At 41.0% G+C, this 25,799-nt stretch carries 22 protein-coding genes and 1 pseudogene; 13 read left to right on the forward strand and 10 right to left on the reverse strand.

Going from position 1 to position 25,799, the window contains the following annotated elements:
* The first annotated feature begins 98 nt into the window (after nucleotides 1-98).
* Entirely contained in the window at nucleotides 99-587 is a 489-nt protein-coding gene (locus FTT98_RS00610; RefSeq protein ID WP_168379275.1) for a hypothetical protein, read from the forward strand.
* Here the strand turns inward: FTT98_RS00610 and FTT98_RS00615 are convergent.
* From FTT98_RS00615 to FTT98_RS00625, 3 genes are read right to left on the reverse strand one after another with little or no spacing between them, the layout of a single operon-like run.
* Nucleotides 569-1,132, reverse strand: a complete 564-nt coding sequence (locus FTT98_RS00615; protein ID WP_168379274.1) for a TetR/AcrR family transcriptional regulator — start codon at nucleotides 1,130-1,132, stop codon at nucleotides 569-571. The two genes, FTT98_RS00610 and FTT98_RS00615, sit on opposite strands and share 19 nt — an antisense overlap.
* Nucleotides 1,133-1,182: 50 nt before the next feature.
* A complete protein-coding gene (locus FTT98_RS00620) occupies nucleotides 1,183-2,073 on the reverse strand; it encodes an alpha/beta fold hydrolase (protein WP_180041950.1) in 891 nt (296 codons plus the stop codon).
* A 54-nt stretch (nucleotides 2,074-2,127) separates the two neighbouring features.
* Nucleotides 2,128-2,913, reverse strand: coding sequence for a crotonase/enoyl-CoA hydratase family protein (locus FTT98_RS00625; protein WP_168379272.1), 786 nt, complete (start codon nucleotides 2,911-2,913; stop codon nucleotides 2,128-2,130).
* Nucleotides 2,914-3,135: 222 nt separating this feature from the next.
* Here FTT98_RS00625 and pnuC point away from each other — a divergent pair, with 222 nt between their 5' ends.
* From pnuC to FTT98_RS00645, 4 genes are all read left to right on the forward strand, one after another.
* On the forward strand, nucleotides 3,136-3,720 hold the full coding sequence (pnuC, locus tag FTT98_RS00630; protein ID WP_168379271.1) for a nicotinamide riboside transporter PnuC: 585 nt from the start codon (nucleotides 3,136-3,138) through the stop codon (nucleotides 3,718-3,720).
* Nucleotides 3,721-3,797: 77 nt separating this feature from the next.
* Entirely contained in the window at nucleotides 3,798-4,097 is a 300-nt protein-coding gene (locus tag FTT98_RS00635; RefSeq protein WP_168379270.1) for a hypothetical protein, read from the forward strand.
* Between the two features lie 424 nt (nucleotides 4,098-4,521).
* Nucleotides 4,522-4,707: a hypothetical protein gene (locus FTT98_RS00640; protein ID WP_180041952.1), complete on the forward strand. Its 186-nt coding sequence runs from the start codon at nucleotides 4,522-4,524 to the stop codon at nucleotides 4,705-4,707.
* Nucleotides 4,708-4,873: 166 nt separating this feature from the next.
* The gene (locus FTT98_RS00645; protein WP_078192225.1) at nucleotides 4,874-5,371 is read left to right on the forward strand and encodes a DUF2505 family protein; all 498 of its coding nucleotides are present in this window, start codon (nucleotides 4,874-4,876) and stop codon (nucleotides 5,369-5,371) included.
* Nucleotides 5,372-5,731: 360 nt separating this feature from the next.
* Here FTT98_RS00645 and FTT98_RS00650 read toward each other — a convergent pair whose 3' ends face one another.
* Complete coding sequence (locus tag FTT98_RS00650; protein WP_180041954.1) at nucleotides 5,732-7,012, reverse strand: MFS transporter; 1,281 nt, start codon at nucleotides 7,010-7,012, stop codon at nucleotides 5,732-5,734.
* A gap of 740 nt (nucleotides 7,013-7,752) precedes the next feature.
* Here FTT98_RS00650 and def point away from each other — a divergent pair.
* The 5 genes and pseudogenes from def (at nucleotide 7,753) to FTT98_RS00675 (ending at nucleotide 12,607) form a co-directional block, all read left to right on the forward strand.
* Nucleotides 7,753-8,235, forward strand: a complete 483-nt coding sequence (gene def / locus FTT98_RS00655) for a peptide deformylase (protein WP_180041956.1) — start codon at nucleotides 7,753-7,755, stop codon at nucleotides 8,233-8,235.
* A gap of 191 nt (nucleotides 8,236-8,426) precedes the next feature.
* Nucleotides 8,427-9,638, forward strand: a complete 1,212-nt coding sequence (locus FTT98_RS00660) for a GGDEF domain-containing protein (RefSeq protein WP_180176865.1) — start codon at nucleotides 8,427-8,429, stop codon at nucleotides 9,636-9,638.
* A gap of 18 nt (nucleotides 9,639-9,656) precedes the next feature.
* Nucleotides 9,657-10,109: a hypothetical protein gene (locus FTT98_RS00665; RefSeq protein WP_180039515.1), complete on the forward strand. Its 453-nt coding sequence runs from the start codon at nucleotides 9,657-9,659 to the stop codon at nucleotides 10,107-10,109.
* A 64-nt stretch (nucleotides 10,110-10,173) separates the two neighbouring features.
* Nucleotides 10,174-11,458 (forward strand): annotated as a pseudogene (locus FTT98_RS00670) (glutaminase).
* 90 nt (nucleotides 11,459-11,548) lie between these two features.
* On the forward strand, nucleotides 11,549-12,607 hold the full coding sequence (locus tag FTT98_RS00675; protein ID WP_180039517.1) for a molecular chaperone DnaJ: 1,059 nt from the start codon (nucleotides 11,549-11,551) through the stop codon (nucleotides 12,605-12,607).
* A gap of 62 nt (nucleotides 12,608-12,669) precedes the next feature.
* Here the strand turns inward: FTT98_RS00675 and FTT98_RS00680 are convergent, their stop codons facing one another.
* Together FTT98_RS00680 and FTT98_RS00685 are read right to left on the reverse strand one after the other, a co-directional pair.
* Complete coding sequence (locus FTT98_RS00680; RefSeq protein WP_180039519.1) at nucleotides 12,670-14,376, reverse strand: hypothetical protein; 1,707 nt, start codon at nucleotides 14,374-14,376, stop codon at nucleotides 12,670-12,672.
* 104 nt (nucleotides 14,377-14,480) lie between these two features.
* Nucleotides 14,481-17,375, reverse strand: a complete 2,895-nt coding sequence (locus tag FTT98_RS00685; RefSeq protein WP_180039521.1) for a valine--tRNA ligase — start codon at nucleotides 17,373-17,375, stop codon at nucleotides 14,481-14,483.
* Between the two features lie 184 nt (nucleotides 17,376-17,559).
* On the opposite strand from FTT98_RS00685, the gene FTT98_RS00690 reads away from it, so the two are divergent.
* The 3 genes from FTT98_RS00690 (at nucleotide 17,560) to FTT98_RS00700 (ending at nucleotide 20,173) form a co-directional block, all read left to right on the forward strand.
* Nucleotides 17,560-18,231 carry a hypothetical protein gene (locus FTT98_RS00690; protein ID WP_180039523.1) on the forward strand — a complete coding sequence of 224 codons (672 nt, stop codon included), beginning with the start codon at nucleotides 17,560-17,562 and terminating at the stop codon, nucleotides 18,229-18,231.
* A gap of 44 nt (nucleotides 18,232-18,275) precedes the next feature.
* Nucleotides 18,276-19,082, forward strand: a complete 807-nt coding sequence (locus tag FTT98_RS00695; protein ID WP_180039525.1) for an SDR family oxidoreductase — start codon at nucleotides 18,276-18,278, stop codon at nucleotides 19,080-19,082.
* Nucleotides 19,083-19,156: 74 nt separating this feature from the next.
* Entirely contained in the window at nucleotides 19,157-20,173 is a 1,017-nt protein-coding gene (locus FTT98_RS00700; RefSeq protein WP_180039527.1) for a hypothetical protein, read from the forward strand.
* A 33-nt stretch (nucleotides 20,174-20,206) separates the two neighbouring features.
* Here the strand turns inward: FTT98_RS00700 and FTT98_RS00705 are convergent, their stop codons facing one another.
* The 4 genes from FTT98_RS00705 to FTT98_RS00720 all read right to left on the reverse strand — a co-directional run bounded on the left by FTT98_RS00705 (nucleotide 20,207) and on the right by FTT98_RS00720 (nucleotide 25,794).
* Nucleotides 20,207-20,650 (reverse strand): YbjQ family protein, encoded by a 444-nt coding sequence (locus FTT98_RS00705; protein ID WP_180039528.1) that lies wholly within the window; start codon nucleotides 20,648-20,650, stop codon nucleotides 20,207-20,209.
* A 3-nt stretch (nucleotides 20,651-20,653) separates the two neighbouring features.
* Complete coding sequence (locus tag FTT98_RS00710) at nucleotides 20,654-21,010, reverse strand: YbjQ family protein (protein ID WP_078192212.1); 357 nt, start codon at nucleotides 21,008-21,010, stop codon at nucleotides 20,654-20,656.
* 150 nt (nucleotides 21,011-21,160) lie between these two features.
* Nucleotides 21,161-22,615: a multidrug efflux RND transporter AdeIJK outer membrane channel subunit AdeK gene (gene adeK, locus FTT98_RS00715; protein WP_180165697.1), complete on the reverse strand. Its 1,455-nt coding sequence runs from the start codon at nucleotides 22,613-22,615 to the stop codon at nucleotides 21,161-21,163.
* Nucleotides 22,615-25,794, reverse strand: a complete 3,180-nt coding sequence (locus FTT98_RS00720) for an efflux RND transporter permease subunit (protein ID WP_180005072.1) — start codon at nucleotides 25,792-25,794, stop codon at nucleotides 22,615-22,617. The genes adeK and FTT98_RS00720 overlap by 1 nt, the downstream gene beginning before the upstream one ends.
* Nucleotides 25,795-25,799: the final 5 nt, after the last annotated feature.

Here is a 25,799-nt window from a genome sequence, read left to right on the forward strand (position 1 = left end):
TTGTATGAATTTTAAACGTTATTGTGCGTTATATTAGTCCATAAAAATATTCGATGATTCAAGATGTGCATGCGCGTCATCGGCAGTAGGTTGTTATTATGGTTAATTTTCTCATTGTGATATGTATTCTGATCGCGTTGTCTGCAGCGGGCATTGTGGTCAAAAAAATCCTAAAAACAGAAAAATATCGTCAAAAATATACGCGCTACCAAGCACCAGAAAAATCGAACAGTATCTCTTTAGCATCGAATGATGATGCTATACGCCAAGTCGATCAGGTCATTGAAGTTGATGAATATGAACAGCAACTTTTTGATGATATTGCGGAAATTTTCTTTCAACAACAATACAAATTAGATTCGCTACAGGCAGCCGAGCAGTTACAAGAAGTCTTTTTACGTCGCATGCCAGTGAATTGTAAAACTCAAATTCGCCAATTAGATTTGAATGAATGGTCGATTTATTGGAATTTTTACAATCAATCACTCGAGTATTATTTAGGCCGATACGGTGAGTTTTATACACATGTCGACCGTTTTGGCGAAGAACATAAAATTGAATATCGCTATCAAGACTCCGCAAGTTGAAGCAAAATGCGATCTTGGACTAAATCGAGATAACTCAAATCATCGGTTATTCGGGCCATTAAAATAGCGCCTTCATAATCCGCCAAGCTGACTTTGGCAAGTTGAGCGGCGTGTTCGATGGTCATGCATCGCTTAAAAAACACTTCAAAGGCGAGTTGCCACTCCTGAAAGATGGACTGTAATTTTGCAAAAATCTCGGCAGGTAAATGTTGCCGCTCCATACTTAAGATCCCGACCAAACAGCCTAATCCACCTTGGCTAAAAAACTGGATGGCCTGTTGATGGATGTGCGAGAAAGCCTGTTGAGGTGATGCAGTGGATCGCTGTAATTGCTGAAAAATACTGTGCTTTAACTTCACGTGTGTCAGGTTTAAAATTTCCATCAGCAAAGCGTCTTTATTCGGATAGTCATAATAAAACGCAGCTTTTGAAAGTCCACAGGCTTCAGCCAATTTCCCCATGCTGCAGCCCATATAGCCATAGCGTTTAAAGGCGTGTGCTGACTGTAGTAATAGATGTTCTGAGGTGTTTTTCCGTGGACGCATGTATCTCTCTATCCAAATAAATCACTATGATGTGTATAAAGTAAATTGGTTTAACCGACTAATAGTTCGTCAAACCTTCCAATGACTTCCTGCCATAAGGGTTCAGCACCTTTGCGGAAATATCCCATATGACCAATATGTTTTAGACCATAATCTTGCGCTTCAATATTGATATAGTGCATTGATGCTTGCGCATAATGTTGCATAAAAGCATGTCGTGAATTGGGTAATGCCCAGTCATCATCGAGCGCAGCGACCGCATAAATCGGCGTTTGAACTGCAGCATATTGTTGAGATAGCTCACTCAGCTCAGGGTCGGCAAAGAAATAGGTTGGGTTTTTACACCAACGACGCCATTGCTTATAGACATCGACAGGAAGGTCAGCGCCCATATTGAGTTTGCTCCAAGGCAAATACCCTTTGACGGCAACCATCGGCGGAAAAACGATATTCCACATCACATGAACTTTCATTTTTTCTTTAAAGGGCATATAGCCATGCCAACCTGCGCCAGTGCCAAAACAATACATGGCACGTATCTGATCATGATTTGAGGTAAGGCCTAGTGCTTGACCGCCATAAGAGTGTCCCACTAGAAAAGTTTCCTGACCGTGTTGTTGCATATAAGCTATGGCACCAGAAAGGTCATAACGTCCCCAGTCAAGATAAGACATCTTAAAGCCTTTAAGTTTTGACGGTGCAGAACGTCCTATACCACGATAATCAAAAGTCAGTACTTGATAACCGAGTCCTGCGGCATACTCGGCAAAACGACGGTAAAATTGTTGAGGTACACCTGTCGCACTTGAAATAATAATATTGGCCTTAGCGGCAGTATTAGGCCGATATTCAACGCCTGAAAGCGTATAACCATCGGTTGCAGGGAAACTCACGGGTGTACTATGTATTTCTTGCGCTGCTGGTTCTAAATCCGTTGACATAATTTTTCTCTTGATAGGCAGGACGTAAAGGGTTTACTCAGTTTAAATAAAGGGTTATTTGCCCTGAAAATTGGCTGCGCGACGTTGTAGCATGGCCATCACACCTTCTTGTACATCTTGTGTTTTTAGTAGTGGTTGTAAGTGCTGATCCAATTGAGCAAAGGCAGCATCGGCTCCCAAATGCACCCCTTGCTGTGCTGCAGCGAGTGTTGCCTGAACCGCCAGTGGTGCAGCCTGTGCAATTTGTTCTGCAAGTTCTATTGCATGAGATAAGGGCGCTTGGTCGGTGATTTCAGTCACCAAGTTCATGTCATATGCCGTTTGCGCATTGAAACGTTCACCTGTGAGTAAATAGCGCATGGCTTTATTCCAACCCGCTGCTTGCACAAAGCGAACTGTTGCGCCACCAAAGGGAAGAATGCCACGTTGCACTTCCATTTGAGCAAACTCCGTGTGACGCTGTGCGATCACGATATCGGCATTCAGCATGAGTTCAATACCCGCTGTAAAACAGAACCCTTGTACCGCGACCACAACTGGTTTTTTTCGTTGTCGTGAGTTGGTTCCCCACGGATTAATTTGCTGATCAGGAAAATTAAACAGCCCGCTGCCAAGTTTGGGTTGTAGTTCGACCAGATCTAGACCCGCAGTAAAATGATCGCCATGAGCAAAAATCACCGCACAGCGTAAATTTGGATCATCTTCATATTCAGTGAGCGCCAGTGAAAGGTCATGAATTAAATGACTGTCAAACGCATTTCGTTTATCTGCACGGTCCAAACCGATTAAATAAAGATGACCACGAATTTCTCGACTTACACGACCTTGTTGTTCTGACATTTGGATGATTCCTTCTGATTATTCTTTATGCATAGCTAAGTTTTTAAACGATTGTTAGAAAACTGTCAAAACTGATGCGTTCAAAACATCAAAATCATCGTCTGGTGGATGAGTGGTTTGATTTAAAATTTACAGAGTTGATATGAAATAGTGCAGGATATAGCTTGCCTTTGGGCTGATTTTTTCCATAATAGCTGCAGCTTTTTTAAGGCCCAATCTACCATGTCAAACTTAGAAATTTTTGCAGTCATTATTAGCTTAATCGGGGTGACTTTAACCATTAAGCGAAATATGTGGTGTTGGTGGTTTAACTTTGCAGCTTTTTTGCTGTATGCCTACCTGTTTTATACCTACAAACTTTATGGCGAAACCATTTTGCAGTTTTTCTTTGTAGTGGTGAACTTCTACGGTTTTTATCATTGGTTGAAGGGCAAACAACAAGACCACGACATTCGTATTGAACCGATTGCGACCAAACTCGTGATCTTTCAAATGCTCTTAGCTGCGGTGGGCGGTTTGATTTTTGGTTTAAGCCTGCACTATTTTACCGATGCAGCCGTGCCGATTTTGGATGCACAATTGGCCGCATTTAGTTTACTCGCAACGTATTGGACCAGCCGGAAACATATTGCTACTTGGGTGCTTTGGGTATTTGTCGATATTATCTATGTGGGTATGTTTATATACAAAGACCTGTATCTCACTGCGGCGTTGTATGCTGGTTTTGTGGGCTTGGCGGCATTTGGTTGGTGGCAATGGACACAAGTCAAAAATAAACAGCAGCAACAGGCGATGAAAGCTTTATAAGGATCATTGGGTGATGGCAAAGCTACTTTTAATAGCCGATTCCGAACCCGATGAATAAGTAAAGAGCGTGCAGAGTCATGATTATCGACTTTCAACTTGAGCAGCAACTGCGTTTTGATCGACAAGCTGGGTTTCTATTGCAGCAAAAAGCGAGCTTTTTTCAGTTTGAACAAATAGCAGATGTGTATAACGCTGAATGGCTCAATGCATTTCCACAAGGCACGCAATGTAGCATCAGCGGTTTGGATGATGGTGCAGATGAATACGGCATCCAAATCAGTTACAAACACCAAAGTATCTTGATTGATTATTCACAAGTAATCAAATTGGTACACCGTGATCGGGATGGTGTGGTGCATAGCATGATCTTAAATTAACAACTGATGTTACGCACGTAAAAGTACTTATGCACTTTTAAAATGATTTTTAAGTCTATTCGACGGAGTCTTACATCTAAAGATTGAATAAAGGGATTAGCCTTCGGCTGGAGGTACTCTTACGGAACATTGTTTCTCATTCGGCAAAATGAGAAGCGTGCTTCGTAAAGAAACCATCTTGCGGTGCAATGCACCTCACCGACAAAACTCGTTCACTACCGTCAAATTATTCAAAGCATCGCAAAAACATTTTTGATTAGAAGTAGTCCTGTCTCAAACACTTGCGGATGACCTTACCGCGTATCGTTCTTTTATTTGAAGTAAATTGCGCTTTGATGGTTACTGCATAACATCAGTTAATCAGCTATGTTTCGAACTTTTTCATGATTATGGCTCGCACTGCACGTCTTTTGAACCAAGCGCTTTGATACATGCAAAACCAATACAACAGCTTCCTGAACAAGCCAGCTTTGATATTTTTAGCCTCGACTTTGGTCATTGGTACGCAAAGTTGTCCTATGCAGGGATGTATTTAAAAATTGATGCGGGCTGGGAATTTCAGCTCGAGTTTAAAGATCAGCATGGGCAAATCTATCAAAAAGTCCTTTAAGGCAGAGTCCCTCTGAATTTCAGTATGGCAATTCTGTTTTTCTAGCTTGGTTTCAGGTCAATGACAGCCACAGCGCTTTCCGATTTAATCCAAAACACAGTTATAGCAACTGTAGACTGGGCGAAATAAAACAATAAAACCAATATTGACCTGAAGGATTACGAGAATGGCACATCAATTTACCGTCAATGCCACAATTCATGGCGTTTCACTTGAAGATTTTAAACGACTAGCCGCAGATATCAGCTTGCATGAAGCGGTGTGCAAACGCATACCGGGTGAAAATCTAGAAATTTTAGAATCAAAAAAAACAGGTGATATGTATACCTTAAAACGTGCGTATAACCTTGATGTAAATATTCCAGATATTGCCAAGAAGTTTTTAAAAGATGCGTTTCGTCTGAAACGTACGGATATTAGTAATTTGGCGGCATTAACCTCTGACGTCAAACTAGATCCGAACCTACCGCTCGAAGCCAGTTGTAAACGAAGTGTCAGTGGTGATGCAACACAAGTGAGTTTCAATTTGGACTGGACGGTGAAAGTCAAAGTTCCACTTATTGGTGGATTACTTGAAAAACATGCAGAAGGTGAAATTCGTCGTTTTAGTCAGCTTGAGATTGAAATTGTAGAAGATGAATTGCGTAAAAATTTAAAAGCCTGAATTGATTTGAAAGAGATTTAAAAAAAGCGGTCATTGACCGCTTTTTTTAGTGACTGATGTTACGCACGTAAAAGTAATTTCACAATTTTTAAATGATATTTAAGTCTATTCGACGAGGTCTTACATCTATGGATTGAATAAAGGGATTAGCCTTCGGCTGGAGGTACTTTTGTTTAGGCAAAAGTATCCAAAACCATTGTCATCCGCAAAACTCGTTCACTAGCGTCAAATTTTTCAAAGTATTGCAAAAACAATTTTGATTAAAAGTAGTCCTGTCTCAAACACTTGCGGATGACCTTAGCGCGTATCGTTCATTTATTTGAATCAAATTGCGCTGCTGATGTTACTTCGTAACATCAGTTAGCGAGATGTTTTTTCAAAACGTTGACGATAAAGCATCGCAGTAAAGAAGGTCACCAAACAGACAGTCCATATATAATACATAGCGCCAATGTTGCTGTATAAACTCAACCATTGAACCAATGGCAAAGTGATACCACCCGCGATGGCATAGGCCAAATTGTATGAAAATGAAATGCCCGAGAAACGAATCTGTGCAGGGAACATTTTCACCATACTATAAGACACCATACCAACCGTACCTGATGCCAAACCGAGCAACATATAGAGCGCAAACACGGTCGATGCTGCCACATGGCCCAGGCTGTTATAGAACACGCCCGCAATTATCGCGACAAGGAGGGAACCGAACAGCATCACTTTGCCTGCACCGAAGCGATCTGCCAAAAGACCTGCCAAGATACAACCGACCATTTGCATCACAATAGCGGCACTTTGCATTTTAAAGGCATCAGCACGTTCAAAACCAAAGGTGCCCGTGAGTAGATTTGGCATCGCTAAAATTAATACAACAACGCAGCCAGTTAAGAACCATGTAAACAGCATACCAATCACAACGCCTGTTTTGTGCTGTTGCAGTACTTGTTTCACTGGAAGCTCTTTAGCCAATTGTTTCTTTTCTTGCATGGCTTTAAATACAGGCGTTTCTTTTAAATAACTGCGGAGATAGAGCGCAACAAAGCCAAAGATCCCGCCTAAAATAAATGGAATCCGCCATGCCCAGTCATGGATTTCTGACTCTGTAAATTGTAATGAAATAAACAAAGACATCAGTGCGCCCAATAGGATACCTAAAGATAAGCCAGCAGTGAGTAAGCCATTGGCGATACCAATTTTTTGCTCAGGCACATGCTCTGAAACAAAAGTCCATGCAGCAGGGATTTCACCACCAATCGCGATGCCTTGAATCACACGCATCAGTAGGAGCAAAAGTGGTGCTGCATAACCAATACTTTCAAAAGTCGGCATCACACCGATCATCAGTGTAGGCAGAGCCATGAGTAAAATAGACAAACTAAATAAACGCTTACGACCAATCAAATCGCCAAAATGCGCCATCACCACACCACCCAATGGGCGGAAAAAATATCCAGATGCAAAAATACCATAGGTATTCAGCATCGCCCAAAATGGACTGAGTCCAGTGGGGAAAAACAGTTCCGAAATAATTTTGGCGTAGAACACATAAATGACAAAGTCATAAAACTCAAGTGCGCCACCGAGGGATGACAGTCCGAGGGTGCGTTTATCTTGACGAGTCAGGCGTGGCTGAGCTTCCATGCACATATTTTCCAGCAGCAAATAGCATTTGACGATTTTAGTGATTCAATTTTTTATTGAATAATCAAACTTTGTTGCCTTATTAAAAACTTATAGTTATGAAAATATTATTAATTAAGAACAAAATAATATAGATAAAGTCGCATTAACTTAAAGAATGATTGGTAATAGATAATGGCGTACCTTGATGTATAAATGATAAATATCAATGGAATAGGGTAGTATGATCTACTATTTTACTTTGTGCTCTATATAAACCACAAAAGATTCAAAGCCATAGCATGCTGTTGTTTTATACTCAGAACCGATAATAATGCATATTGCATGGTTGTTTTTTTTTAAATAACTGATATTACGCAGTAACATCAGAAGCGTTATTTGATTCAAATGAAAGAATGATACGCGGTAACGTCATCCGCAAGTGTTTGAGACAGGACTCCTTCTAATCAAAAAAGTTTTTGCGATACTTTGAATAATTTGATACTAGTGAACGAGTTTTGTCGGTGAGGTGCATTGCACCGCAAGATGGTTTCCTTGCGAAGCTTTGCTTCTCATTTTGCCTAATGAGAAACATTGTTTCGTAAGAGTACCTCCAGCCGAAGGCTAATCCCTTTATTTAAATCCTAGATGTAAGACTCCGTCGAATAAACTTAAATATCATTTTAAAATTGTGAAATTACTTTTACGTGCGTTACATCAGTTAAATAATTTAAGCCCGCTAGACTTAAAAGGATAAAAACATGAGTCATATTGCTGCTGTTGCACAGCGTGGTGAAGCGATTTTGACGCTTACGGCTGCAGAGGTGCAAGCGTCTGAAATAGGTTCTGAATGGTTAATTGCACTGAGCGAAACACTGCATGCCACCATGCTTGAGCGTCAAGGCGTAGGCATTGCCGCGCCGCAAATTTATGTTTCAAAGCGGGTGATTATCGTGGCTTCACGTGCAAATTTACGCTATCCCGATGCGCCTGAAATGGAGGCGATCGTGATGGTCAATCCAGTGATTACATCTCGATCTACGACCACGGTTTTGGGTGAAGAAGGCTGCTTAAGTGTGCCGAATGCACGAGGACAAGTCCCGAGAGCCGAGCAAATTCACGTGCGATATTTGACCCTTCAAGGTGAAGTCAAAGAGAAAACCCTGAATGGCTTTCCTGCACGGATCGTACAACATGAGGTCGATCATCTGAACGGGATCTTATTCACCGAGCGTTTAGAATAATAAACCGTGTTATTTCAAAAATAAAAAAGTGACCAATTGAGCTAAAAAAATAACGGAAAAGTAAATTGAATAGTGGTGCAAGTGAAGTTTAAAGGCTTTAAATGTTGCATTTTTAATTGTGAAAATAGGCATTCTTTTTGAAGTTAAAACCTTGTATAACTAGCGAAATAATAAAATAAAAAAGAAGATTAATGGGGAAAAATTGGGGCAATGCTGTCTGTACGAAATGGGGCGTACAATGGCGTAAATTGAAGCATCTTTTGTTTGAGTCAGACTATCTCATCATCAATTGGTCTGACTACGATAAAGGGCGTTTACTTCTCATCTTTGGCATGCTGAGTCAAGTTAGCGTGTTGAAGTGGTGCATCATGAATTTTTATTATTCGACCAATCGGATTTGGTTTAATCCGAGTGAACTCAAGTTCAGGATCATCGTCGCTTGTATAGTCCTACTCAGTTATGGCGTATTGGCCGTACTCAGTCTTTATTTCAAAAATTATTTAAATTTTAGACTGTTTTTTAGCTATTTTTCGCCCGTCCTGTTTGGGATCGGCATGATCTATGGTGGCTATATGATCGGGATCTATAGTCCTGCCACCATGGCGGGGACGGTCAATCTGCTAATGGTCGGTTTAGTTTTTTATCGCCCTGCGATTATGCTCAGTATTACATTTCCGATCACACTGTTTATTGGCTACATTTGCTATCAAACTTCGATTGACCATCTAGAATATGCACCGATTTTCAGCCCGGCTTTAAAACAGAGTGAGTTTTACGACAATGCCTTTTGGCTCATGAGTATGGCGGAGTTGTATTTACCCATATTGATCGTCAGTGCGGTGTTTTTTCAGATTTTGCTTTTACAGTGGCGACACCGTGAACAAAAGATGGAAGTCCTTAGCCGTTTCGATGGTCTGACCAATGTGTTTAATCGTCGTTATGTTAGTCATGAACTTGATACACTCAGTAAAAAGACACGGCCTGAATTTGCAGTTGTTATGCTTGATCTCGACCATTTTAAACTGATCAATGACCTATATGGACATGATGCAGGAGATGCCGTTTTACAACGTGTTGCTCAAATTTTAAATGACAATACCCGTGTGCAAGATGTGGTTGGACGTTATGGCGGTGAAGAATTTATTTTAATTTTAAAAAATCAGAGTTTAGAGCAGGCGATAGAGGTCGCTGAACGCTGTCGATTGGCCATTTCTGAAGCTGAAACAATGCTAGCCAACCAACAAATCTTGAAGATTAGTGCAAGTTTCGGTGTAGCAACTGCGATTGAGGGGACACCGTCTGCTGTGGTCACGCGTATGGCCGATCAAGCGCTGTACATGGCAAAGCAACAAGGACGTAACCAAGTGCGTAGCTTTCGTGAGTTAAACTTGGCAGAAGATTAAATAATTTAAACGATAGCGATGCAGCAATTACAATTTCAGCTCGGATTAGCGCAGTTCGACTTTCAGACCGAGCAAAAGAATATTCATTTTGATCATGGCTTAGTCGCTTTGGTGCAAAAATGTGTCCGACATCAGCGCTTCGATGCTTTGGCAATTGAATATTTGATCTATGAAATTGAAGAAATTTTAGAACGATTACAGCTCGATTATCAGACGCAGCGCTATGCTCAGTCGAATGATGCGATGCTGCATATATTGGCGCAGAGCTTTTTTGAACATGCGACCCACATTGACCGACAAAGCTTAGAACATGGCTTTAATGAATTGATTGAACATACCGAATATTACCAAAATCTATTTGGTGAACAGGCAATCATTCAACTCAGTTATTTCGTTTTTATTCGAGAAATGATGCACCATTTGAATATACAGCACATACAGGTTTTAGCTCAGAACACGTCTTCACCATAAGGACTTATACAGAGGTAGCTCAATTTGTTATAAATAAAAAAGCACACAACAAAAAATAACCTTTATGAAAACGCCTGTTCCAGATTATTTACAGCATGTCCTTAATGCCTGCGATGCCAATCAACACGGAGCTTTGGCAGATTATATTCCTGAGTTAGCTAACGCCAATCCGAATAGACTGGCTTTGGCACTGTCTACCGTAGATGGCACGATTTATTCCACGGGTGATGACGAAGTCGAGTTCACCATTCAGTCGATGTTCGATGTCTAAACCTTTTGCTTATGCCTTAGCGATTCGTCATCTTGGTTTAGACAGCGTTTTACAAAAAGTCGGTGTCGAGCCATCGGGAGAGGCATTCAATCAAATTGCGCTCGATCCACAGAGCAATACCCCGAAAAACCCGATGATCAATTCGGGTGCAATCACCACACATTCACTTTTACCGCATGACGAACACAGCACTCGAGCTGAAAAACTCCGTGAATTTTTAAGTGAACTGGCGGGGCGTGAGCTGAGTTTTGATGAAGCGGTTTATAAGTCTGAAGTGAAGACGGCTTTTCGAAATTTGTCGATCGGTTACATGCTGCGCACAGTCGGTGTACTTGAAGAAGACCCTGAAGACGTAGTGAACGGCTATATTCGTCAGTGTGCAATATTAGTGACGGTTAAAGATTTGGCAAAAATGGCCAGTGTGCTTGCCAATGGTGGCGTGCAAGCAGCCACAGGAAAACGGTTGCTGTCACGTTCGGTGGTGCGCCAAGTGTTGAGTGTGATGATGACTTGCGGCATGTATGATGCTGCGGGTGATTGGCTGACAACGGTCGGTATTCCTGCAAAAAGTGGTGTGGCCGGTGGCATCATGGGGGCTTTGCCAGGGCAGGTTGGGCTGGCAGTCTTTAGTCCGAAACTCGATACACATGGGAATAGTGTTCGAGGTGTAGAAATATTTGAGCGACTGTCTAAGGACATGGGACTACATGTGATGGAGGGAACACCTTCAGCGCAAACGATCGTCCAAAGTCGCTATACCTGCGGTATTGATCATTCGGTGGTGGTGTATGAACTGCGCGGCGTATTGCAATTTACTGAGTCGGAAATGTTGCTGCGGATCTTAGAGGATGAACCTGTTGCGAATAACCATATCGTTTTAGATCTGACCAATATTTCTTTGATACACGATGTTGGTGTTCGAATGCTCTTTGAAGGCGTAGATCGTTTAATTGCGGATGGTCATCGCGTGGCAGTGATCGACTCAGAGCATCTCTTGGAACAAAGTCGAAGTCATGCAGGACATGAGGTGGTTGTTCGAGAAGAGTTGAGTCAATATTTACAACGGTTTGAGCGTTAATTAATAAAACGTGATTTTTGAGTTAGGCAAAGGGCTCATAAGTTTAGTGCTTAGATCGGCTATAATTTTCTTTTTGCGTTAAATTTGCTTATGTCATTTGAGTTAAAAGTCAGTTTACTCCCGAGTGTTGAAGCTTTATCCCGACAGCATAAAAAGCTGAATAAACTGATTGAGCAAATCGAACAGCAAAAGCTGGATTTAGATCTTTGGCAAAATGCCAAAAGTGAAATTCAGAGTTATATCCAGCTGAAACTTGTGCCGATCTATCGTGATTTGCATGCGGTGTATTTTCGTCAGCTTGCACAGCTTTGGCAGCATCTACAGCAAGAAGACTTTGCCAAAGCAGATTTAGCTCAGCTCGATGCAAAGCTTGCGAAACTGGCAAAGCAGCTGAAAAAATCCAATTACCTAAATACAGCCGAACTTGAAAAAGTCTCGGAGGTCGATGCCTTTTATCAGCAGCACCATGCACATAATCAAAAGCCAAATAGAAAAACCAAGTCAGCCCAAACTGAACAGAGTAAAGTAAAAGGTCATACTGATATAGAACAAGAGGCTACAGAAGAATATGAGTCTTATGAAGCGTGGGACAGTGAACAATATCAACGTGAGAAAGAAGAGCATCAGCGCAGACGCCTAGCGCAAAAACGTGAGCAAGCTGAAAAGTTAGTGAATCAATCACTGAAAACGGTGTATTTAAAAATTGCTTCCATCATTCACCCTGACCGTGAGCCTGATGAATCGAAGAAAGCTGAAAAGACTGAACTATTACAACGTGCTAATGAAGCATACGAGCAAGAAGATTTGTTCTTTTTACTGAAACTTCAACTTGAAGTTGAACAAAGTAAAAATGGTTCAAATAAAGGTTTAAGTGCGGAGCAAGTAAAGTTTTACCAGCAGGCTTTGGAAGCGCAAAGCCAATCCTTAAAACAGCAGATTCAGGAATTGATTGACTCACTTGTATGGTCAAATAAAGCCAAAATTGCAGTGCAAAAGTCCAAAGGGCAACTGAATATTGAACAGTTGTATAAGCAGATTGATGCGGATGTATCTACGGTGAAGCAACAGCTGAAAGCGGAAAAGCAAAGGCTGAGTTTTATGGGGAAAGAGAGTGGGTTAGAGATGTTGTTGGAGCATGGAGGATTATAATTTTTGATCTACTTTTCTATGTGAGGAAAAGTAGATCAATTAGTTAGATCTATTCGTCTAACTTAGTATCGTAATGTACCGTTTAAAGATATTGTCTTAGATCCGCCACCAAGAACTTTTAATTTGGTATTACTGAAAACAATAGTGCGATTTTGCTGATCCAAACTGATATTTGAGCAACTAAAGTGATTTTGCTGAGTTGTATTATTACTTTTAAAACAAGAGTATCCTAGTTTATCGCCATATAAGTTTTGTTCTACAAAATTGACTGAGATGGATGTGTAAAAATCTTTGGTAGAAGTTTCAATATTTAAAATATCTTGTCCGCCAAATTTATTATCAAAAGTATAATAAGCTGAAAAACTTGCGGTACCAAATATTGGATTGGATTGTATCTCTATTTTTGGCATATCAGACAAGCGGCTTTTATGGGTGAATTCACCATAGTCTGAAATTAATAGACATCCCCAGTTATTTTCCTGACAAATTAATGGAAGTGTAGGTTCTGATTCTCTTATTAAGTTTCCTACTTTTGATATAGAGGCACCTAATTTTCCTACTTGAATATCATATGAAATTAATTTTTGCTCATTATTTTTAAAAAATTGAATATTTCCATAATCTATGAAAGCGTGGTAAATATTAGAATCTTTTTTTCGACATATACTTAAAAGTTGTTTGGTATGTCCATCTAATAGAACTCTTTCGGAAGATATATCGAGGTCAAAATCATTATTAGCTGTTATATCTTGATATTTACCATTGTAAATCTGAATATCACTTAACTCAGCACTTACTAATGAATTTTGTTCACAGATTTGACTGTTATTATATTGGTATAAAAATTTTGAATTAAAAGTATTTAACCATTCTAAAGCTGTATTAGGATCCTGAATATTTTTTAATTGGTCATAATATGTAGCTTCCCAATTTTTCCAAGCATTTGCCCAATACTTATGATATGCACCAAATGATTGATCATAGGTCTGATTAGAAATGCTTGGAGATGCATCGAATTTACCGTCAGTGAAGTCTTCACCTAGTGCTAAAGCAAAATCAAAAGCTGGCTGTTTACTTGTTGGATGTAGTCTCTTAATTTCTTTTGCTGCGGTTGATAGATAGGCTATATAGAATATTTCATTAAGTGAAACAGTATTTTTATTTAATAAGGTAGTAGTATTAAAATTAGTTATAGATGTTGCATCAAGAATTTTAAATTGTTTAATATTTAATTGATCTTGAATAAATTGATTAGCTTTTTCAATATTTTCAGGGGTAAGTCGATTTTTTTCCGCATATTTAACTGATGCTTCTGTTAAGGCACTAAGGCTAATATGTGTAAGGTCTTCTCTAAGATTAAATGCAGCTCTTAAAATAGGAGTTTGAGGTAGGTTTGTAATACTGACTAGATCAGTATCAATAGCTGGATCAGAATATTTAAATTTACCATTTTTTGTAGGTAGAAGTTCGACTAAAAGAGGCTCAGAGATTTTCTTTATATCAATTTTGAATTTTATATCATGGACGCCATCAATATTTTTCTCATCTATTATCTCATTATTTAGAGAACTCTTAAGAACTACTCTACCTTCATGCACTTGCCCAAGATGGGGAGTAACTGTTATCTCTTTAAATGAACTAGATGCTTGAGAAGTATCCTCTTTATCCTCAGCAGATCTACTGGAATCTTCGCCACTACTTCCTCCACATGCAGTGAGAGTTAATACTGAACTTGTAAGAAGAACTACAAGTAAATTTTTCTTAGTCATATAAAATGCCTATCGTTATTATAAATAAGTAATTAGATTTTATAAAAAAATCCCCTCAATAATGAGGGGATTTTATCTTATTTTTTAAGTATTTAGCAATTAAATTAAAGCGCCGCAATCTGCTCCATATTCGCTTTAATCTTCGCTAACTGATCAGCAAACTCAGCAAGTTTAACTTTCTCACCTTCAACCACAGCAGTAGGCGCTTTCGCCACAAAACCTTCATTGCCAAGTTTAGTGGCAATTTGGTCATGCTGTTTTTGAACCTTGTCTAAGTCTTTTTGTAGACGACCTAATTCCGCTTTAGGGTCAATTAAGCCCTTCATTGGAACGAATACAGACACATGACCCACTACAGAAGAAGAAGACAATGGTGGTTGTTCGCCATCAGCTAAGAAAGTAATGCTTTCAACTTTTGCCAATGCTTTGAACAATGGTTCAATACGAGCGATTTGAGCTTTTTCCGCATCCGTCGTGTTTTGAAGCAGTACAGGCAACAAGCGAGCATTACCTAAGCCCATTTCACCACGGATGTTACGTACAGCACCAATCAAACCTTGAAGCCATTGCATATCTGCTTCAGCTTGCTCATTCACTAACGCTTGGTCAGCAACAGGGTACTGTGCAAGCATAATCGTTTCGCCCGAAATGTTTAACTTCGGCGCAAGTGTTTGCCAGATTTCTTCGGTTAAGTAAGGCATTAATGGATGCGCTAAACGTAAAGATGCTTCCATCACAGAAAGAAGCACACGACGTACTTCAGCTTTACGCTCAGTTGATACGTTTTCGTCATTTAGAACAGGCTTAGTCAGCTCGACATACCAGTCACAGTATTCATTCCAAATGAACTCGTAAATCGCTTGTGCAGCCAAGTCTAAACGATACGTCGCGAATGCTGTTTGCACGGCTTGTTCCGCTTTTTGCAGACGGCTGACGATCCACTGTTCAGGCAATTCCCAAAGGTCTTGACGAACTTCTTGACCAATGACTTGCTCTTCACAGTTCATCATCACGAAACGGGTAGCGTTCCAGATTTTGTTGGCAAAGTTACGGTAACCTTCAACACGTTTCATGTCGAACTTAATGTCACGGCCAGTGTTCGCAAGCGCACAGAAAGTGAAACGAACCGCATCTGTACCGTAAGACTGAATGCCTTCAGGGAATTCTTTACGGGTAGATTTTTCAATCTTCGCTGCTTGTTTCGGGTTCATCAAACCAGTCGTACGTTTTTGTACTAAAGTTTCAAGATCCACGCCGTCAATCAAATCTAATGGGTCAAGCACGTTGCCCTTAGATTTAGACATTTTCTGACCTTCGCCATCACGTACCAAACCGTGAACGTACACTGTTTTGAACGGAACTTGCGGTGTGCCATCTTCATTTTTCATGAAGTGCATGGTCATCATGATCATGCGGGCAACCCAGAAGAAGATGATGTCAAAGCCAGTCACAAGCACATCAGTCGGGTGGAAAGTATTTAAGAAATAGTTTTCTTTATCTTTCGCCGCGTCGCCAGTCCAACCTAAAGTAGAGAATGTCCAAAGACCAGAAGAGAACCATGTATCAAGCACGTCTTCGTCTTGTTTCAATTCAACTTCAGGCGCAATGCCGTTTTTCGCACGAACTTCAGCTTCGTCACGGCCTACAAATACGTTACCTTCAGCATCGTACCAAGCTGGAATACGGTGACCCCACCACAATTGACGTGAGATACACCAGTCTTGAATGTTATTCATCCAAGCCATGTACATGTTGCTGTATTGCTCAGGGACAAACTTAATTTGACCGTCTTGAACCGCTTTAATTGCAGGCTCGGCAAGCGGTGCAATTTTCACATACCATTGGTCAGTCAATAATGGCTCAACGATTACGCCTGAACGGTCACCGCGAGGTGGCTTAAGTGTGTAAGGTTGAATTTGCGCTAACCAGCCTTCAGCTTCAGCTTGAGCAACCAATTGTTTACGTGCAGCAAAACGCTCTAAACCAATGTAGTCCGCAGGTGCAGGAATGGTTTTAGAAATTTGCTCGCCCGCTTTGGCGATATATTCAAAATCGCTCAACACTTCCGCATTTTTGTTGAAGATGTTGATGATAGGAAGTTCACAGCGTTTGCCCACTTCATAGTCATTGAAGTCGTGCGCAGGGGTGATTTTCACACAGCCTGTACCAAATTCTTTGTCTACATATTCGTCTTTAACGATTGGAACAGCACGGCCTGTGATTGGCAGGATAATGTTCTTGCCAACAAGCGCTGCATAGCGTTCATCATCAAGCGCAACCGCAACAGCGGTATCGCCAAGCAATGTTTCAGGACGTGTTGTCGCCACAACAATGTGATCTTTGCCGTCATGGGTACGAAGTGACTTATCTTCAAAGAAATATTTGAAGTGCCAAAGTGAACCTGCTTCTTCTTTATCAGACTCAACTTCTAAGTCAGAAAGGGCAGTTTGTAGTTTAGGGTCCCAGTTTACAAGGCGTTTACCACGGTAAATTAAGCCTTCTTCATGCAGCTTAACAAACACTTCTTTAACCGCGTTAGAAAGACCTTCGTCCATGGTGAAGCGTTCACGTGACCAGTCTACAGATGAGCCTAGTCGACGAATTTGACGGGTAATGTTGCCGCCAGATTGTTCTTTCCATTCCCACACTTTTTCGATGAACTTTTCACGACCAAGGTCGTGACGGCTAATGCCTTCTGCGCCCAATTGACGTTCAACAACCATTTGCGTTGCGATACCTGCATGGTCGGTACCCGGCTGCCAAAGGGTGTTTTTGCCAGACATACGGTTATAACGAGTCAACGCATCCATAATGGCATTGTTGAAACCATGACCCATGTGCAAGCTACCGGTGACGTTTGGCGGCGGAATCATAATACAGAATGAATCACCTTTTTGAGATGGCTTGAAGTAGCCTCTCTCTTCCCAAGTCTTGTACCATTTTTTTTCGATCTCGGTCGGATCGTAGGTCGTAGCAATATTTTGCGCTGAATCAGTCATAGTCTAAACAGATCAAAAGTGGATAAAAAATTAGATCTATTGTAGCAAAAAAAATGGTGAATTAGGGATGTTGGGCGAATGTTAACTTTTAGGATTTGGCAGTAAATAAAAGAGTCCGTATGATAGGACCTAAGATAAGAAGTATCCATTGATCCCAAAACTAAGATAAAAGGAGCAATATCAAATGACTTATTCTATTTCTTTAAAGATTCAACCTACGACATATCAACGTTTTGAGACGATTCATCAAAAACTCAATGCAGGTGAAACAAAAAGTCAGTCCAAAGCCTTAGGGGATAATTTAGCGGATATTGCATGTGAAATTTTAGATCAAGTTTTTGGCCAAATGGCGCGCATGAATAAGTCTGGAGACAATGAATCCGAAAAAATTATTCAGCAAATACGTGAAACGACCCGTAAATATATGCCGTGGTCGGTGTCTTTTTTCGGCAATGACCGCCTTGTACCGATGGTGAATTATTTATATGGACGTTTTTACAGCGAAGATGGTCAGCATTTTATGCATTACCCGATCGATGCCTCTTTAGCCACCGACTTGCTTGCCTATGTCAGTCAAATGAAAGAAGGGCAGAATCAATATGTCCCACTCGCATTGAAGGCATTTACACAAGTGGTCGATGCCGGGGTGACGCATTTGGTGCGTGAACCGAAAAAAATGCTGAAATTTAATATGGTGGTGGATAAAACTTTAACCGGTGTCATCAATCTCACCACGCAACTCGGATATAAACGCTTCGATAAACTCGGCAAAATTTATGATGCACGGTCGATGAGTCAGTATTTTGACCATTTTATGGTGTTTTTGAACAATGAGCCTGTATTACATAAAGCATAAAATACATATAAATGAATAAATTAGTTATTTAAAAGGATGTCAAAATGGCAAAACGTGATGATTTGAACGGAAAAGTGGTATGGATTACTGGGGCATCTTCAGGTTTGGGTGAAGCTTTAGCAAAAGAATGTGCTTTGCAAGGGGCGCAGGTCATTTTGACCGCACGTCGTTTTGAAGAGTTGGAAAAAGTCCGGGTTTCATTATTACATCCAGATCAGCATCTTTCAGTGTGTGCAGACATTACCAATGAAGAACAAGTTCGCCACGCTTATGAACAAGTCCTTGCGAATAAAGGCCGAATTGATTGGTTAATCAATAATGCGGGATTGAGTCAGCGTGCATTGATTACGGATACGACTATGCAAACTGAACGTGCCATCATGGAAGTAGATTATTTTTCGCAAGTCTATTTAACCAAAACCGTTTTACCGACATTTTTAGCACAAAAGTCTGGTCGAATTGCTTTTGTTTCAAGTGTTGCAGGCTTATTAGGGACACAGTACCGCGCGACCTATTCTGCTGCAAAAGCTGCCATTCATATGTGGGCGAACAGTCTACGTGCGGAAGTTGCGGATCAAGGGGTGGGCGTATCGGTGATATTCCCCGGATTTGTCAAAACCAATGTTTCATTTAATGCACTCAATGGTGCAGGAAAACCACAAGGGCATCAGGATGAAGCTATTGGAAATGGTCTAGAAGCCAATGAGTTTGCCGAAACAGTAGTGCAATCTTTGCAAAGAGGGGAAGAATACATCGTGGTGGGTGGTTCTAAAGAAAAGCTCGGTGTTTGGGTGTCACGTTTATCACCGACAACGTTATATAAAATGATTCGTAAAACCAAAGTGAAGTAAGTTTTATCAAGTTTAAATTGTTTAAAAGTCACTCTTAACAGTGACTTTTTTAATGAGTATCGAGATTATAAGAAATGAAAAAGAATAATTTTAACAAATGGGGAATAGCCATCATTTTGTGCGCAATCATTGGCGCAATCGGTACAGTGGCTTATTTTTATTTTAAACAGAAAACTCAAAAAATTGAGCACAACTCAACACTCGAAAAGCCTGAAAAAGAAATAGGAACTGTATCAGAACCAGTTACTGAATCTGTTGAGATTGAACCTAATGTTGAAGCGGCGAGTGCAGAAGTTGTTATGCGAGAACCAAATGAGGGGTGGTTACCGATCGAAGCACTGTTTGATGAAAAAGGATTATTGAAGTCTGAGTATTACAGTCAAAATCCTCAAGATTCAGATGTTGATAAATTACCTTATAGCTCGAATAAAATTGGTGATTTTAAATGGCGAGCTGAATTTCATCCTGTTGATGATTTTAAAGGCGATCAGGCTAGATTCAAAGATCAATGTTTTGGATATTGTGTTTTAGTGAAAGGTAAGTTGCTGACCAGTGTTGAATCGACTGTATTTACGGGCGCATTTATTGCGAAAGATCATTTGATCGAAGTGATTGCACATAAGGGGAGTGGCGCATATATGCCTGTCAACTATAGCTTTATCAAAATCGATAAAGCTGGTAATGCAGAGTTAATCTCAGATGATCATAATTCTTACAAAGATCAATTGGCTCGTATCAATCATTCGGGACTCGAGATTGACTTAAAACCATTTAGAAAACTTCAATATTTTCTTTTAATGAATGAAAATGGTTTAAATGTGTCGATGCAAAAACCCAATAAGGTGGATGTCGAACCGACTCAGTGTAAAGAGTATTACGAAGGAACATTAGAGGCATGTCCAACTTTATATGGATGTAAAGCTGACATTGTGGTGCAAGATCTGGCACGTGCTTATGCTGGAGATGTTGCATTTAGTTATCATGATCCAAATATTGATGAAAAGAAATTTAATGAAGTTTGCTTTAAAGTTTGTCGCAATGAAAATGTGAGTTATGAAGAGTTTGAAAACACATTGTGTAAAGTAAATTAAATAGTAAAAATGAATTGGGGAGAAGTAGAGAGATCAGATGTCTCTCTTTTGAATTGCTGTTCCATACGCAAAGACTTCGACCATGCCGCCTTGCATACCCAACTCAGTGGTGCTTAAACGCAGGCCCATAATTTGCGTTGCGCCCATCTTTTCAGCTTCTTGCTTTAAACGCACCACGGCTTCACGACGTGCCCGATCGACAATGCTTTCATAACTGGTTAAACGTCCGCCAAAGAAGTTCTGAATATTGGCAATCACATATTTAAAATAATCATGTGAAATCACTACATTACTTGAAATCAGTTGTCCGAAATGTTCAGTAGTTTTAAAACGGTTGTTGTCTATTTGAATATGCGATAAACGTTTTTCTTGAGCTTCGAGTTCTTTGAGATGCTTTTGTTCGATATGGCGACCGAAGCCCCAACCAATACAAAAGAGCACCACAAAGATCAGGACTTTAAAAATAAAGGCATCCATGACTTAGTCCTGAGTTGGAAATGGGTCTGGTAGTTTTGCTGAGTTGGCTTCTACGCGAACTGCCGTGCCATATACAAATAATTCAGAGGCGCCTTGAGCAATATTTGAGGTTGAAAAACGGATGCCGACGACTGCATTCGCGCCTAAGGCACGTGCTTTATCAATCATACGGCTCATAGCTTCTTGACGGGATTCTTCGAGTAGTTCTGTATAACCTTTGAGTTCACCACCCACGATATTTTTTAGGCCAGCCATAAAGTCACGACCAACATGTTTACTGCGGACAGTACTGCCATAAACGACATCAAGTTGTTGTGTAATGGTATGACCCGGAACAGATTCAAGATTACTTAAAAGCATTTTTAGTTATCAATATAAAAAGGTGAATTGAAGATAGGAAACTCTTCAGCAAAAAGCAATATCTTCATTTTTATTTTGTAGCTCCGATCTAAAAATGAAAAAGCCCACCGAAGTGAGCTTTTCAAATATAACTGGCTAGGCTAAATCAAATTATTGTTTTGATGCTGCTTTACGTTCGGCAGTAGAAGGTTGGTATTGCACAGCATCAGAAGTGTTGGCTTTGATACCACCACCAAGTGTTTTATACAATTCAACTTGATTGTTGAGATTTGCTTGTTCAAGCAACAACAAACCTTGCTCAGCTGCATAAGATGCACGCTGCGCATCAAGTACAGTTAAGTAGCTATCAATACCAGCACGGAAGCGGGCATTTGACAGTTTGTAGGTTGTATTGGTTGCATCAACTAAACGGCGCTGTGCTGCAATACGGTCACCAATGTTTTGGCGAACTGCAAGCGCATCATTTACTTCACGGAAAGCTGACTGAACTGATTTTTCATAATCAGACAATGCAATTTTCTGGTCAGTTTCAGAAACTTTAATATTTGCCTGACGTGTACCCCAATCGAAGATTGGAATATCAAGGCTAGGGCCAGCAGACCATACAAAGTTGCCTGATTTAAATAGATCACCTAAGTCCGTTGAAGCATAACCCGCAGAACCTGTCAGACTAATAGTAGGGAACAGACGTGCTTTAGCTGCACCAATGTTCGCACCAGCAGCAGACAGTTTGTATTCAGCTGCACGTACATCTGGACGGTTGTTCAACAAATCACTTGGAATACCTGAACCAATAGTATTGGTCGAAGTAATTCGATTGACACGTTGGTTCGGCAGCAAGTTCGCAGGTACTTGTTGACCCACTAATAGGTTCAATAAATTTTGCGCTTGAGCAATTTGAGTCTTGTAATTCGCAACATCATTACGTGCAGTTTCTACAGAAATTTGAGCCTGACGAACAGGAACTTCACTGTCAATACCGACATCAAAACGCTTTTTGTTGAGGTTGTAAGATTCAAGCTGAGCCTTTAAGGTTTGATCCGCAAGCTTCAAGTTTGAGTTAGCGTATGCATAGTTTAACCATGCTTGAGCCACTTGACCGATCAACGCAATTTGTGTCGCATCACGGGCACTTGCAGTTGCAAGGTAACTATCTAAGGCATTGTCTTTTAAGCTACGTACACGACCCCAAAAATCAAGTTCATAAGCAGTGACACCTAAACCGACATTGTAAGAAGTTACAGGCTTTTGCGTATTCAACGTGTCTTGACGAAGTACGCTACCACTTGCACCAATGGTTGGTAATTGACCATTGGCAGTGATTTGATACTGTTGCTGTGCACGTTCAATATTTAAAGCAGCCGTACGTAGGTCACGGTTATTGGCTAAAGCTAAGTCAAGAACTTGTACCAGACGTTGGTCAGCAAAGAAATCTTTATATCCTTGCTCAGCAACAGAAGTACCAGAAGCACTTGCTGTGTAGCTTTCGGGGATATTGGTCTGAACAACCGGCTCTGGACCACGCATGCTTTGGCAGGCAGCCAAAGCAAGCGCAAGTGAAGAAACCGCAATGCTACGACCTGCAATAGACCATACATTTTGCATCACGATAAATGCTCCTGATTATTTTGTTGTTTTGGTTTGTACTTAAAGATACTTCGGATCCATACGTAGAATACAGGAATAAAGAAGATACCAAGTAGGGTAGAACTGATTACGCCACCCAATACACCATAACCTACAGAGTGCTGACTACCTGCACCTGCACCCGAAGAAAGCGCAAGCGGAAGTACACCAAAACCAAAGGCTAAAGTGGTCATGATAATTGGACGTAGACGCATTTTAGCGGCATGCAAAGTTGCGTCAAACAGATCTTCACCTTTTTCTTGAAGTTCTTTGGCAAATTCTACGATCAAGATCGCATTCTTCGCGGACAAACCAATGACGGCAATAATAGCCACCTGGAAGTAAATGTTATTCGCCAAGTTTGGATTTTTGAAGAACACCATTCCAAGGAAAGTCAGTAATAACGCACCCAATACACCTAATGGTACAACCAGTAATACTGAGAACGGAATAGACCAGCTTTCATACAAGGCAGCAAGACATAGAAAGACGATTAACAATGAAAGTGCGTATAGGAATGGTGCTTGTGCGCCAGACTCACGTTCTTCTAGAGATAAACCAGTCCATTCATAGTCAAAGCCTTGAACGCCCATCGAAGGAAGTTTTTGTACAATTTCTTCCATCGCTTTCATCGCGTCGCCCGAACTTACACCCACACCCGGTGAACCTTGAATGTTCACAGATGCGATACCGTTATAACGTTCAAGACGTGGTGAACCATAAGTCCATTCACCAGTAGCGAAGGTCGAGAATGGAACCATTGTGCCTTGGTTGTTACGGACATACCACTGGCTCAGGTCTTCAGGCATCATACGTGCCGCAGCTTCACCTTGTACATAGACTTTCTTCACACGACCACGGTCAACGAAGTCATTGATGTAAGAACCACCCCATGCCATACCCATTGTGGTATTGATTTCAGCAATGCTGACACCCATAGCACCGGCTTGAGCTTGGTCAATCGTGATTTTGTACTGTGGCGTATCTTCTTGACCGTTAGGACGAACACCCATGAGGCGTTTATCTTGAGCAGCCATACCGAGCACCATATTACGGGCATCGATAAGTTGTTGATGGGTTTGACCTGCAGAAGCTTTTAACTGCAAGTTGAAGCCGGCAGTTACACCCAATTCAGGCATTGCTGGTAATTGGATTGGCATGATGTATGAAGCATCCTTCACGATCATGTTCAATGCCATACCACGTTGAATAATCGCACCCACTTGAGATTCAGGTGATGTACGGTCTTCCCAATCTTTTAACTTGATGAATGCAAGACCTGCGTTTTGACCTACACCTGTGAACGAGAAACCGGCAACACTGAATACAGAATCGACATATTTTTCTTCGTTTTTCAGGAAGTAATCGGTCATTGCAGTGACAGTTTTATCCGTACGCTCAAGTGAGGCATTCGGTGGTAACTGTACCAGTGTCATTACAACACCTTGGTCTTCTTCAGGTAAGAATGATGAAGGTAACTTTTGGAATAAAAGCACTAATAACCCGATTACAACTGCATAAATCACACCAGAGAAAATCTTGTGGTGTGTCATGAAGTTCACGCCGCCTTGGTATTTATGCGCAACTTTATCAAAAGAGCTGTTAAACCAACGGAAGAAACGGGCAAAGATATTGTTGCTTTCAGGTTTGTTTGGATCATGTTGTTTCAACATGGTCGCACATAGGGCAGGGGTAAAGGTCAATGCTACAATCAATGACAGAATCATTGCTGTTACCAGCGTGATTGAGAACTGACGATAAATTACACCTGTCGTACCACCGAAGAATGCCATCGGCACGAATACAGCGGTTAACACAGAGGTAATACCGATTAAGGCACCCGAGATCTGTTTCATTGAGATTTCAGTTGCAGTCACTGGGTCAAGATGATCTTCAACCATGACACGTTCAACGTTCTCTACGACAACAATAGCATCATCCACGAGGAGACCAATCGCCAGTACCATCGCGAACATGGTGAGTGTGTTGATCGAGAAACCAAACATGTTAATGACAGCAAAAGTACCCAATACCACTACAGGTACAGCCAATGTCGGAATAATCGTTGCGCGCCAGTTCTGTAAGAATAAGAACATCACAAAGAATACAAGAATCACGGCTTCTACAAGGGTATGTACAACACTTTCAATCGATAACTTAATGAATGGAGTCGTATCAAATGCAAGCGTGTCTTTTAAACCTTCAGGGTAGTTTGGACGTAGTTCTTTTAAACGTGCTTCAACAGCTTCGGCTGTGTCTAATGCGTTTGCACCAGTTGCTAGTTTGATCGCTACACCACCAGCAGGTTTGTTGTTGAACTTAGAGTCGAACTGATAGTTGTCAGCACCTAATTCAACACGTGCAACATCACCTAAACGTACCTGAGCACCATCACTACTGTTACGCAGGAAAATGTTTTTAAACTGCTCTGGTGTTTGCAACAAACTTTGTGCTGTAACTGTCGCGTTCAGTACTTGACCTTCAGTTGCAGGCGCACCACCTAACTGACCAACAGCAACCTGAGCATTCTGTGTACGGATAGCCGCAGCCACATCACTCGGTGTAACTTTCAGGTTTGCCATTTTGGCTGGATCTAGCCAAATACGCATCGCATAAGAACCACCGAATACTTGGACTTCACCTACACCTGCCACACGGCTGAGAGGTTCAGAAATATTCGAGTTTACATAGTCCTTAATGTCGTCCGCAGTCAACTTGCCCGACGGTGAGTGGAATGCTACAACTTGTAGGAAGCTTGCGCCAGATTTGGTGACTTTTACACCTTGACGCTGTACATCTTCAGGTAATAGCGCTGTCGCAGACTGGAGTTTGTTTTGGACTTGAACTTGGGCGATATCTGGATCGATCCCTTGTTCAAAGTTCAATGTAATAGATGCTTGACCGTTACCCGCACTGTTTGACGAAATATAACGTAAGCCATCCAAACCATTCATTTGTTGTTCAATGATTTGGGTTACGGTGTTTTCAACTGTTTCTGCAGACGCACCAGGGTAAGTCGCAGAGATTGAAACCGTTGGCGGCGCAATGGTCGGATACTGTGCAATTGGCATATTAGATAGCGTGAGTACACCCGCCAACATAATCACCAATGCAATCACCCACGCAAAAATGGGGCGATGAATAAAGAATTGAGCCATTCAGT

Source organism: Acinetobacter sp. YH12039 (genome assembly GCF_013420015.1).
GTDB classification, from domain to species: Bacteria; Pseudomonadota; Gammaproteobacteria; order Pseudomonadales; family Moraxellaceae; genus Acinetobacter; species Acinetobacter amyesii.